The 11,730-nt window shown below is 63.9% G+C and carries 12 protein-coding genes; 11 read left to right on the top strand and 1 reads right to left on the bottom strand.

Going from position 1 to position 11,730, the window contains the following annotated elements:
- The first annotated feature begins 12 nt into the window (after positions 1–12).
- The 10 genes from EBI04_RS04885 to EBI04_RS04845 all read left to right on the top strand — a co-directional run bounded on the left by EBI04_RS04885 (position 13) and on the right by EBI04_RS04845 (position 9,256).
- The gene (locus EBI04_RS04885; RefSeq protein ID WP_135256428.1) at positions 13–1,584 is read left to right on the top strand and encodes a COG1470 family protein; all 1,572 of its coding nucleotides are present in this window, start codon (positions 13–15) and stop codon (positions 1,582–1,584) included.
- Between the two features lie 33 nt (positions 1,585–1,617).
- Positions 1,618–2,844 (top strand): hypothetical protein, encoded by a 1,227-nt coding sequence (locus tag EBI04_RS04880; protein ID WP_135256426.1) that lies wholly within the window; start codon positions 1,618–1,620, stop codon positions 2,842–2,844.
- A gap of 132 nt (positions 2,845–2,976) precedes the next feature.
- Positions 2,977–4,863, top strand: coding sequence for a hypothetical protein (locus EBI04_RS04875; RefSeq protein WP_135256424.1), 1,887 nt, complete (start codon positions 2,977–2,979; stop codon positions 4,861–4,863).
- Positions 4,864–4,866: 3 nt separating this feature from the next.
- Positions 4,867–6,714 (top strand): hypothetical protein, encoded by a 1,848-nt coding sequence (locus EBI04_RS04870; RefSeq protein WP_135256422.1) that lies wholly within the window; start codon positions 4,867–4,869, stop codon positions 6,712–6,714.
- 4 nt (positions 6,715–6,718) lie between these two features.
- Positions 6,719–7,294, top strand: coding sequence for a hypothetical protein (locus EBI04_RS04865; protein ID WP_240695384.1), 576 nt, complete (start codon positions 6,719–6,721; stop codon positions 7,292–7,294).
- Positions 7,291–7,479, top strand: a complete 189-nt coding sequence (locus tag EBI04_RS13465) for a hypothetical protein (RefSeq protein WP_240695383.1) — start codon at positions 7,291–7,293, stop codon at positions 7,477–7,479. The genes EBI04_RS04865 and EBI04_RS13465 overlap by 4 nt, the downstream gene beginning before the upstream one ends.
- Positions 7,476–7,877 (top strand): hypothetical protein, encoded by a 402-nt coding sequence (locus EBI04_RS04860; protein WP_135256420.1) that lies wholly within the window; start codon positions 7,476–7,478, stop codon positions 7,875–7,877. Before EBI04_RS13465 ends, EBI04_RS04860 begins: the two co-directional genes overlap by 4 nt.
- Positions 7,874–8,473 carry a TraX family protein gene (locus EBI04_RS04855; RefSeq protein WP_135256418.1) on the top strand — a complete coding sequence of 200 codons (600 nt, stop codon included), beginning with the start codon at positions 7,874–7,876 and terminating at the stop codon, positions 8,471–8,473. The genes EBI04_RS04860 and EBI04_RS04855 overlap by 4 nt, the downstream gene beginning before the upstream one ends.
- Positions 8,449–9,024 carry a hypothetical protein gene (locus tag EBI04_RS04850; protein ID WP_135256416.1) on the top strand — a complete coding sequence of 192 codons (576 nt, stop codon included), beginning with the start codon at positions 8,449–8,451 and terminating at the stop codon, positions 9,022–9,024. Before EBI04_RS04855 ends, EBI04_RS04850 begins: the two co-directional genes overlap by 25 nt.
- Positions 8,984–9,256 carry a hypothetical protein gene (locus EBI04_RS04845; protein ID WP_135256414.1) on the top strand — a complete coding sequence of 91 codons (273 nt, stop codon included), beginning with the start codon at positions 8,984–8,986 and terminating at the stop codon, positions 9,254–9,256. Before EBI04_RS04850 ends, EBI04_RS04845 begins: the two co-directional genes overlap by 41 nt.
- 85 nt (positions 9,257–9,341) lie before the next feature.
- Here the strand turns inward: EBI04_RS04845 and EBI04_RS04840 are convergent, their stop codons facing one another.
- Positions 9,342–9,881: a hypothetical protein gene (locus tag EBI04_RS04840; protein WP_206202071.1), complete on the bottom strand. Its 540-nt coding sequence runs from the start codon at positions 9,879–9,881 to the stop codon at positions 9,342–9,344.
- 1,399 nt (positions 9,882–11,280) lie between these two features.
- Here EBI04_RS04840 and EBI04_RS04835 point away from each other — a divergent pair.
- The gene (locus EBI04_RS04835; RefSeq protein WP_135256411.1) at positions 11,281–11,631 is read left to right on the top strand and encodes a TrbC/VirB2 family protein; all 351 of its coding nucleotides are present in this window, start codon (positions 11,281–11,283) and stop codon (positions 11,629–11,631) included.
- Positions 11,632–11,730 lie beyond the last annotated feature (99 nt).

The raw sequence follows: 11,730 nt of genomic DNA, 5'->3' as shown, positions 1-11,730 counted from the left end.
GTGGAAGCTCGGGTGCGCGTTGTGCCTTCGGACAAAACCCTGACGGCTTCTGGGGTGCTGGAGTTGCCCGAAGGCATGTACGAGGTCCAGGCTGATCCGGTGCAGTTGTCCTCGGGGGAGGTTTTTGTTCCTTCCGTGGAGGGTTCTCCCGCCAAGGTGGAGTATGGGAAGGAAAGCCGGGTGAGGGTGGTGTACGCTTTGGACCGGGATACCCTTCCGGGGACTCTAGTGGTGGTGGTGGAGGGACTGCCGCAGGGAGCAGAGGCAAGCGTTCGGATCTCTGGAGAGGGGGTTGACCAGTCCATCAAAGGCACACGGCAGCTTAGCCTTCCTGCCGGAACCTACTTGCTACGGGCGGAACCTGTGGGGTGGGCTGGGGAGAGATATGTCCCCACACCCACGCAGGAGGTGGTGGTTCTCTCACCGGGAGGGGTGATTTCCAAAACGGTGACCTACACTAAGGAAGTTCGCACAGGGGAGTTGCTTGTGCGTGTGGAGGGACTCCCCTCTGGCCTCGAGGCCCGAGTGCTGGTCAAGGATGGCAATGGGACCACGGTGGCTTCCCTCCTTGAGAGCCGTCTCCTCACCCTTCCCGCAGGGGTGTACTTCGTGGAAGCGGACCCGGTGGACACCTATGTCCCCCAGGTGTCCGGTTCCCCGGTCCAGGTGCAGGCGGGGGGCCAGGCGGAGGTGCGGATTGTCTACGAGCACCGGCCAGCGTCCCTGAGCCTCAGCCTTGAGCCCGCCAGCCTCACCGTTCCCAGGGGAGCCGCCGCCACCCTCCGGGCCACCCTGACCGCCCAGAACTTCCAGGGCCAGGTGAGCCTCGGCCTGCAGGGCGCACCCGACGGGATCAGCCTGAGCCCCACCACCCTGCAGGTGAACGGCACCACCCAGGCGACCCTCACCCTGAGGGTGGGGGCCAGCGTGGCTCCGGACACCTACCCCATCGCCCTCACCGCCCAGGGACAAGGCGTCAGCGCCAGCGCAGGTTTCTCCCTCGTGGTGCCCCAGCCGGACTTCACCTTCTCCCTCTCCCCCCAGAGTGTGAGCCTGTCCCAGGGGCAGAGCACCACCCTCATCGCCTCCGTCAGCCCCCAGAACGGCTTCAGCGGGCAGGTCAGCTTCTCCCTGGTCAACCCGCCTGCGGGGTTCAGTCTTTCCGGGGGACCCGTGAGCCCGAACGGCCCCACGGACGTGCCTCTGGTCCTGAGCGTTAGCGCCAGTGTGGCCCCGGGTACCTACAGCCTGGTGGTGAAAGCCGAGGGGGGCGGGGTGAGCCGCACCCAGACCCTGAGCGTGCAGGTGTCCCCCACCACCGGCCAGCTGGCCCTCTCCATCCTGTTTGAGGGGGCTCCTCCGGGGACCGAGGGCTATGTGGTGGTGTCTGGGCCGAGTGGGGACCAGACGGTAACCCGGAGCCAGGTGCTTACCCTGCCCCCAGGTACCTACACGATTACCGCCTACGCCGTGGTGGTGAACGGGATGCAGTACAATCCCAATCCTCCCGGGGGTACGGTGGCGGTGCAGGCTGGGCAGACGGCTTCCTTCACTATTACCTACAAACTCCCATCTGGTCCGTAGATTGACTACGGTATAATAGCTCCTGAGGTGGGTATGCGAAGCCTAGCCTTGGGAGCCTTTCTCTTTTCCCTGACCCTGGCCCAGACCTGCCAGGTGCAGATGACGCCCCCCGACTACAAGGAGCTTCCCCTGTACATGCCCCAGCTGAGCCTCGCCGTTACCCCCAACGCCCTGACCCGGACGGGAAGCTTCACCGTTACCGCCGGCACCACGAGCCCCTCGGCCACCGCCTGGGTGCGGGTGTCCTGGTCCGGGGGGCAGTTGGCGGTCAGGGACGTGGCCTGGGGCACCCCCGGGTACGACCCTCCCCTCAAGGGGCCGAACGGAGGCCAGTGGGTGCAAGGGTGTCCTTCGGTAAACACCAGCACCCGTGAACTGGACGACCGGGACAACGGCCAGCACACCTTCCGGGCCGAGGCCCTGGTCTACTGGCGGGAGCAGTGGGCGAACTTCAAGTGCACCACCCAGCAGTGGAACGGGAGCAGTTGGCAAACCGTTACCTACTACCAGTACTACCAGGTTTCCCCCTCCTACACCGCTCCCAGCTACTGCCAGGAGGTGCCCAACACCCGCTACTGGCAGGTGAAGAGCCAGGTGGTGAGCGCCACGCGGACCGCCTACGCCTACATCTCTTGGGAGCAGAGGGCGGGCACCAGCTACGATGCCGTCTTGCAGGCCCTGGCCGACCGCATCCAGGAGGACCACAAGCGGGCCACCGCCAGCATGCGGGCCTACGCCTACGCCAAGGAGCTCAACGACCCGGTGCGGAGCGCCCTGGCCAGGGCGGCCCAGGGGTACTTCTACGACTGCAACTGGCTGGGCATTTGCCAGCGGGCGGACCCCGCGGGGGAGATCAAGATCCTCACGGACGTGCCCAGCATCCTCAGCGGCCTCCTCTACACGGGCAGGCTCTGCGGGGGGTTCATCACCTTCTGCTTCGGCGGGCAGAACAGCCGGGGGGCGGACATCGGCCCCAAGGTGGAGATCAAGACCTTCCTCATGGTGAAGGGGTGGCGGCACGACTACCTCCTCCTGGACCGGCTCATCCCCCGCAAGTACTACGACCCCTCGGACCGGGACTACCCCGGGGTGCCCGAGGAGGAGAGGAACCAGGTCCTCCAGTCCTGCCGGCTCTACAAGGACACCCAGGAGGGCAGGCGGTGCCTGGCCGTGGTGGAAACCCCCACGGGCATCGTGCCCACCCTGAAGACCCTCCTGATGATTGACCCCATGTTCCAGAGAGGGAGGCAGTACCCATGATGGTATGGAGGTTTCCCGAGGTTTTTGTGGGGGCAGGGTTTCTGCCCCTGGGCGGTCATTGGTTCTGGACAGGGTTGATTCTGGTGAGCTTTGGGTTCGTCCGCCTGCTCTTCACGGATGGGGGAAGCGGTGATGCGGGGGTCAGCGGTTCTCCTTTTTCTTGGCCTGGCCCTGGCCCAGGTGGGGCTCCTGGACGGCCCCAGGCCCACCACGGAGGTGCGGGGCTACCTGGAGGGCAACGCCCAGGAGGGCTACCGGGTGCGGGTGGAGTTTTACCTGGAAAGCGGGACCAACCCCACCCAGGGGACGGTCTACCAGTCCCTGGGCTGGAACGGCAGGCTTTACCTTTGCGTGGGAGGCTGCGACACCTTCGCCCTTCAGGGGTTCGTTCCGGGGAGCTACCCGAGCGGGCAGGTCTACCACCTCTACGACAGCCAGAACCGGCTCAGGGGTAAGGCGGGCGTGACCACGGAGTACTACAACAGCCAGCCCTACCGCTACCGGGTGGAGTACGCGGTCTGGCCCCCCCAGGGCACCAAGACCTGGCAGCCCAGCCCGGACAACCCCGTGCCCGTGGAAACGGGCGGGTGGCTCACCGCCAGGCCCCCAGGGGGAAGCCCCGAGCGCTACCGCTACCCGGGGATGGAGGGCTACCGGCCCCCTTCCGGGGGGAGCATCTTCGCCGGGATCGGCCCCCAGGACCGGGACCTGGCCCGGAAGACCCTCATCGACTCCATGGCGAAGCTGAGGGCCTTCTACGGGAGGCAGGTGCGGGGGAGCGAGCTGTGGGTCTTCGTGCCGGAGGTGTCCCCCTGGACCTTCCAGCTGGCCCAGGAGTACCAGGCCCGGGTGGGGGGACCGGTGCGGTTTGTGGTGCCCGAGGGCACGGCCCAGAGCTACTGCCCTACCACGTACCGCAACGACAGCCGCTTCCATGTCCTGCCCAAGCCCTCCCTGGACAAGAAGGACAGCCTGGCCGTCATCTGGCCCCCCCAGAACGCCAGCCAGAAGGGGGCGGCCATGGCGGGGCGGTACCTGGTGGACCGGCCCGACTGGCCCGACGGACCGGACTGCCTGGGCCAAACCCTGGCCCTGGTGCCCGCGGTGCAGGGCCTGCCCGAGGCCCGGGCCTACCTGTACGGGTGCATTTCCCAGGCCAACCTGAAGGCCCGGGTGGAGTTCAAGGAGACCGCCTTGGGCGGGGTGGGGTATGTGGGCTACCGGACCTACGGGAGGGACTGGAGCGGCTCCGACACCTTCGATCTGGGAAACGGTACCGAGGAGGTGCGGATCATCCTCCCCTCGCCCCCGCCCACCGCCTGGACCCGGGTGGAGCCCGCTACGGACACCCAGGGGCGGAACCGGGGCTACGCCCAGGTGTATGCCCAAGCCACCACCACCTGGAGCCTGGACACGACCCAAACGGTGGGGAGGACCGGTGCGTTCAGCCAGTATTGGTACTCGAGTCCTGAGGGGCGAACCTTTGTGGCGGACGTGGGGCGAGGCCCGGAAACCCTTTGGTTCAGGGGGTGCTCTGTCCTTTCCAGCAACTACCCGGATACCGTCTATGGGTGCGGGGTGAGGGACGGCCAGAACCAGGACCGGGGTCGTGCCAGGGTCACGGTAAGGGAGGTGTTTTGGGGGGAAATGGAAACGTACTCCTTCTCCTATACTGCAGACCTCTATCCCTGGAAGGCCACGGTTCAAATCACCTCCTGGCAGGCGTACTGGTACCTCTCCCGCTGGCAGGTCACCTGGCGCCTGGCCGCGGACAACGACCGCCCGGTGGAGCCGGGGGGCTTCGTGACGGCGGAGGGCAAGCGGTACCGGATACCGGGCCTCGAGGGGTACCTGATGCCCCAGGGCAAGGAGATCGAGGCGGTGGAGGGGGACCCCTACGTGACCTACATCACCCGCAGCCTCCTCCCCGACCGCAACCCCTACGCCCAGACGGGCAGGTCCGAGGCACAGGAGTGGTACAAGCCCCTGGCCCAGTGGTGCCAGATCAAGGGGAGGTGACGGATGCGCGGGCTGGCTCTGCTACCCTTTCTCGCCCTGGCCCTGGCCCAGGCCCCGGGGCCCAAGTACGAGGACTGGACCAAGTACCTGCTTTCCCAGCCTGACTACCGCTTGGAGCAGGTGCTGAAGGGGCGGTGGCCCTACCTGGAGGTGCTGAGGAAGGACCGATGGCGGGACTACCAGAAGGGCCCGTGCGACCCCCAGAAGGACCCCAACCAGTGCAAGGACCGGCTCCCCTGGGCGGAGGCCCAGGCCCACGAGTTCCGCCTGCCCCTGTCCAGCCTGGAGGCCACCCGGGAGGTGGCCCGGGACCTGCGGAAGGCCTGGCAGCGGTTCGAGGAGCGGTACTACTGGCGGGTCATCACCCAGCTGAACAACCCCGCCTTCTACCTGGCCTACTGCGGGTTCGGGCTGAGGGGGCCGGACCTGAACCCCCCCTTGCCGGAGGTAAAGCTGAACATCCCCTCCGAGAGCCTGGACACCGCCATGCTGGGCAAGCTCACCCCCTTTGACCCGGGAAAGATGGCCTCCGCGGGGCTCCACAGCCTGGACAGGTACCTGCCCGTCCCCCAGATCCCCAAGGAGGACTTCTGCGACGGCCTGGGCCTGGAAATCCTGCCCGTCATGTACATCCCCGGGTTCAAGGTGGTGATCCAGGGGTGGGAGGTCTTCCGCACCCCCGGCTACCCCTCGAGGCCCCTCTGGTTCAACTGGGACGCCGCCGACGCCCGGGTGAGGGCGGCCATGGAGCACGCCTGGCAGAAGTACTACCCCGAGTACCTCCGGGAGGTGGCGGAGATCCTCCTGAAACCCAGGCCCAATGACCCCGCCAGCTTCCTCTCCTCCCTGGGCCTGAACAGCTTCCAGAACCTGGGAGCCCCCAAGGTGTACCTCCCCGTGCCCTGGCAGGGGCACCTCCTGAACGGGGGGGCGGTGGTGGCCCCGGTGTACACGGAGCTGGTGCCCCGGGACCCCCAGGCCCTCTGGAACACCCTGGAGGGCATGTGGAACACCTACAAGGGGCTCATCGACAAGGCGGGGAGCGAGGTGGAGAAGGTCTACTACCATGTGCACTTCTACCGCTCGGCGAGGACCCTGTACAACTCCCGGGCCTTCTACGGCATCCCGGGGCTGGCGGACACCCTGAAGCAGGGCCTGGTGCGCCTGGTGGAAAGCCCCCTGCGCGCCCTGACCCAGGGGATACCGGTCCTGAAGGAATGCACGGGGAGCCTGGACCAGGTGGCGGACTGCGCCGCCAACGCCCTGATGAAGGTGGACTGGGCGGTGAAGGTGGGAAACGACGTGGCCCAGCTGATGGGCAACCGGCCCCAGAACGAGCCCATCAAGGGGACGAAGGAGTCCCCGGGCCTCTGGAAGTTCGAGGAGGCCAAGCGGTGGCTTCCCCCTTCCTCCCTTCCCGTCTACGAGGCCTTCGGGTACACCGCCTTCTTCCAGGCCATGAACCTCCTGGAGGCCACCAACATCCCGGACATCCGCAACATCGACCTGAGCCAGATCAACGCCAGCAACTGGGTGGGCTGGGCCTGGAGCCAGCTGTCCCGGCTCGTGGTGTACTGGCACGTGCCCATCACCATCGACATCCGGGTGGAGTACTGCCCCCCTTGCGCCCTGGCCTACCCCTCCCCGCCCCTGGAGGGCCCCGCCCAACCCCTGGGGGTGGCCCCCTACACCCTGCCGTTTGTGGCGGAAAGGACGCACTGGCGCTGGGTTTCGGTGCCCGAGGGGTACGAGGTGCCCGGGGTCAAGGGCACCCCCTACAAGGTGCTGGGGGACCTGGGGGGGATTGGGCCGGACCTTTCGGCCCTGTACCGGCCCCTTTTGGGGAGGTGAAAGGATGAGGCGGTTCCTTTTGACGCTAGCGGTGGCCCTGAGTCCGGCCCTGGCCCAGTTCGACTGGCTTGCGGGGCTGGACTGGGGAGGCATCAGCAACAACCTCCAGCAGGTGGGGGCGGTGATGAGCTGCAACCCCCAAAGCCTCTCCCAGCTGGACTTCAGCCAGCCCAGCCTGGTCCTCCGGGGGGTGTACAAGGTCACCAAGTGCGTCCTCTGCCTGACCCTGAAGATGTGCGGCTTCCCGGACGAGATGCTCTACCCCGCCTCCTGGAACGAGGTCCTGCAGGGGTTCAACCGGGGGGACATCATGGTCGTGGGTTCGGGGGCCGGGGTGGAGGCCATCCTGGACTACCTCGTCCTCGTGGCCAAGGGGGGTGCCTGCCAGAACATCTCCTACGGGGGGGTGCCCATCTACACCTGCCCCCCTGGGGGGATGCAGATCACCCGGGCCTACGTGGTGACCGACAGCGGCACGGCCCGGAAGCTGAAGGAAAAACTCAAGGTTCTGAACGACCCCAACCTCTTCAAGGTGGTGGGGGTGGGGGGGAGCGGGACAGCCCGGAGCTGGCCCGGGTGATCCTGGGCCTGCCCCTGGTGTGGTCCGGGGGACGCCCCTACCTGTTCGCCCCCGGGTACTCCACCCCGGACCGCTGGCTCTGGCTGACCTTTGACGGTCCGGTGTCCAGCAAGGTGGCCCTGGTGGTGAACCTGGCCACCCGGTATGTGGCGGACGCTTCCCGCCGGGAGGAGGAGGTGCGGTGAGGGCTTTTGTGTTGTTCTGGATAGCAATCTGGTTGGGATTAGCGGTAGCTCAGGGTATACCTCAAGTGAGGGAAGTGGACGAAGACCAAGCGTACTGGTTTGTGGTGAACCGGGTGAGAGAGGCTTTTGTGGTAGGACTTCCTCCCGAACAGGTCGGAGAAGCTTTGCGGACCAAAAAGGTGACCTTGGTGTTAGGGACGGAAGCTCCTCCCAAATGGGCACAAGGGGCGAGGGTGGTGAGGTTAGGAGGGACGCCTTTCAGCGGGATGTTCATTCTGGCTGACGGGCGGTTTTTTCTGGCTAGGAAGATGGAGCGCGGGAGGGTGGTGTGGCTGATTGTGGAAAGCCCGGAAGTGGTAGCGGTGTTGCGAGGGTACTTTTCCGTTGTTGTCCGGTGAGCCTCGAGGGGGCGAAGTGGGTCCTGGTGGGCCTCATGGTGGTGGACCACCTGGCCTACCAGGTGGACCCCTCCGGATGGGGCAGGCTGCCGGGGAGGCTGGTGTTCGGTGGGTTTCTCGTTCTCCTGGTGGGCAACCTCTCCCACGGGGTGCCCACGGGGAAGTACCTCTGGCGGCTAGGGGTGTTCGGGCTTCTAGCCCAGCCGGGGTATGCGCTGGCCTTCGGTTTTCCCCTCTTGTGGCCCCTGAACGCCTTGGTGGCCCTCTTGGCGGGCGTGATAGCGGTGCGGAAGAGTCCTTGGCTGGGAGGGATCATGGGCCTTCTGACCGAGTATCCCCTGACGGGGATAGCGGCTTACCTGCTGTCCCAAGGGAGATGGGGCTGGGCAGCGGTGGCCCACGGAGGAAGCGCCCTGCTCATGGGGTGGCCGCTTTACGGGATGGTTTTGACGGGTCTATCTGTACCCCTGTGGGCTTTCCTCTTGCGGGAGCGTATGGAAGGCAGAAGGGCGCCCTGGTGGTTTTTCTACGCTTTCTATGCGGGACACCTGTGGTTTTTAGGAGGTCTGCGGTGGCTAGGCGTTTTCTCGCGCTGAACTATCGGGAATACGAAGGGGATCCTGTAGGACAGGCTAGGTTTTTCGGGGTCTTACCGCTGAGCGAGGGGATGGTGACGGGACTGAGGGAGGAGCGTTTCCTTTGGGGAAGAGTATTGGTGCTCGATCGCACGGGGCGGGAAGGGTTTTTTGCTTTCACCCGGTATACACCTAGTCCTGAGGGAGCCAGGAATGCCCTCTTGCGGTACGCCCTGGTCAAGGTACTGGAAGAGAAGGGATTTCGCTTGAAAGGGCGGATAGGAGAAGTCATGGTCCTGGAGAGCCCCACGGAACAAAAGGTCTTCCTGGCTGCCAAGTGGGGAGGGTACACCCCTTCGGGGATCCGTGCCCTTTACACTAAGATAGCCAGGTACGTGAAGCAAACAGCGGGAACCTTTTGGTTCCTGCCTGCTCCCAAGAGAAGGTTCGGAAGGTTCCTCAAAGAGTACCCTGAGGTGGAGTTCATTCCAGAGGAGGTAGCCAAAGAGGGGTTAGAGGCGTTTTCAGCTTATGCGCAAGGTTCTGTACCCACTTCAAGCGAGCCTGGTTAGGGGAAGCCCAGTAAAGGGGGTTTTTCTTCGTGAAGGCGCGAAGCTTTTGTTTCACCACTTCCTGGGCGTAATGGCCTGTGTCCACTTCGAGCCAGGCTGGCCCCCAAGGGAAGAGGAGGTAGGCATCTGGGGTGAAGGTATCCCCGTACACGGGGATTTCCCAGACTTCGGGCTGAAGGAGGCTTACGGCTTGAGCGGTGAGAGCCAGGTGGTACAAGAGGGGAGGGGATAGTTCCTCTGTTTGAGGAGAAAGGTAAAGCGAAAGGACAAGGCGGTCCTTGCCCTTATGGGCGGGGACCTCTATGGAATGAGGAACCCTACCTTCTAGGGGTAGGCGAAGTTTCTTCGCTAGCCCCGGCGTCAGAACCGGAAAGGAAGAGGACATAGAGAGGAGTGTCACGTTCCACCTTCACCGTGCGGATAATGGCCGTTTGGTCCTGAGGTAAGGCTACAAGGTTGGCAGCCCGGGCAAGCAGAAAAAGCTCCAGAGGAGGAGTAGAACGCTGCACCGCCTGCCCTCCTCCGGGAAGAGTGATGACCTGAGTGGCCTCCAGGGAAGCCTTCACAAAATCGGATATGCCCCCCAAAGCTCCGCGAACCAGGTCGGCTAACAGGGTAGGAGCTTCTTCTCCCACCTTAGCGGGAAGCCCTTGGGTAATTTCGGAGGCCTCCAGGGCCACTGCCCTAACAGGGGTTACGCTCCCTTCCTTTACGGCGGTGGTCAGGTCAATCCAGATGCGTCCTGTGGGATCAAACCTCGCTTGACCCACCAACACCGCTCGGTCCTCCAGTTCTACCGCTACGGGGACAAACTTCCCTGGAACAAGGTAGACCCCCGTGAGAAGACGGCCCTTCAACAAAGTGCCGGGTAAGTAAGGGGTCTCACCAGAAGGTGGAGAGGCAGAGGAAGGAGAGGGCAAGCCCCCAAAAGGCAAAGGGTTGGTGGGAAGACTGGAGGGAAGGGCAGGAACGGCGGAAGGAGGAGAAGAAGCAGGAGGTGTTGCCGGAGGTAGAACTGGAGGAGAGGAAGGACGCTGATAAACGATCCAGGGATCTGGGTTTTGGGCCAAACCCATGCTCAACAAGAAGAGGGCAAGGGCGTGAAATCTCACTTGCCACCTCCTTGGGGGAACTGAGGTCCCATGGGACCCATGGGGACAGGAGAAGTGGGAGTTTCCCCTACTCCAGAAGGGGAGGGTGTTTCGCTAACTACCTGCATACCGCTTGCAGGAGCGCTCTGTACGACCAACATTCCGCCAGGGGGAGTTTGGAAAACAGCCATCTCTCCTGTGTTTCCTGAACCCTGCGAGGAACTCACCCCAGGTTCAGAAGGTCCGGAAGGGGGCGGTGTGGACCCGGCAAATCCCGGAGGAGAAGAAGCGGTCCCTGTAGGCATACCGGGATTGGCATACAACACCATGGGAGGCGGGCCTACCACCTGTGCACCTTGGGTACTTAGGGAGGCGTCTGGTGGAGGAGGTACGGTTCCTCCTGCTACTCCACCGTACACCGGAGGAGGAGGTGGTGGAAGATTACCTAAGGTGTTCTGCTGACCTACGTTTCCCATGCCTTCTCCCTGTGTAGGAGAACCCGTGGACGGAAAGGGTGTGGCGGAGCTTCCCGAGGTAGAGCTTCCCAGGGAAGAGGAACCCGGCGAAGGTGCTTCAGAGGTAGAAGAGGAACTGACCGGCTCAGAGGTGTTTCCCGGGACTTCTTGAGGGGAAACAGAAACCTTAGGGATCGAAGACCCCGAAGAGTTCCCAGATGAAGCTAGCCCTGAAACCACTCCCGCACCCAGTCCCCCCCCTCGCGCCTCCTTTTTGGGGGAGTTCCCCAGGAAGAAGGCTGCACTGAAGAGTCCTCCTACGAGGAGGAAGATCAGGAGGCCGATCTTGCGCTTGTCTGGCACTTTTCCTGTGGGGTGATCCCTGAGGAAAAAACGGGTGAAGAGATTTCTTAGAGCATCCCGGCGCTGAGCCCGTTGGATTTCTTTCTGAAGGGCTTGGGTTACCCCTCCTCCCAGGAGAAGCGCCGAACGGTAGTCCTCGGGAGCCGACTCCTTCAGCTTCCTTAGAAACTCCGTCCAAGGTGCCGTTCCCGGCTCAGGCATATCCGGGTACTTTGCCTTGAGCGCTGATTTGATCGCTTCCCTGTCCACTCGCCTTTCCTTTTCCACGAGAGAATATTACCTCACAGCTGGGGGTATTGACAACTGAGGTAGAAACGGAGAAACTGTGTTGTGAAAGTGAGGTGAAGATGTGGCTGAAGGACTGGTTGCGGGTTTTTAGGCTGTCCCCTGGGATGGCGGTTGGGGTTTTGATGGCGATGGGGACCCAGCTGGCTTTGGCGGGCGGCGGTGGAGGTAGCAACCCCCTGGCGGGGCCCATGAACCGCATTCAGGGCATCATTTGTGGAGTTGTGGATGCGGTCACGGGACCCTTTGGGGCGGCTTTGGCTATCATCATGCTGGCCCTTGGATTTGGTGGGCTTATCATCGGCAACCGGAACTCCATGGGGCTCATCATCACGGCCATTGCGGGGGGTGCTTTGCTCTTGGCGGCCAAGGCTTTGGGGAACGCTATTTTGGGAGCAACAGGGTGCGCCTAAGAAGTTGAGGCGGTTGAGGAACGTGAGGGGAGGGGGGGTGCTTTCCCTCCCCTCATGTGTTGATGGAGGGGGGTAAGGTGGAGAGGGAGCGGATCAGGC

The organism is Thermus caldilimi, from assembly GCF_004684245.1.
GTDB lineage: Bacteria > Deinococcota > Deinococci > Deinococcales > Thermaceae > Thermus > Thermus caldilimi.
This window is presented reverse-complemented; position numbering and strand designations above follow the sequence as displayed.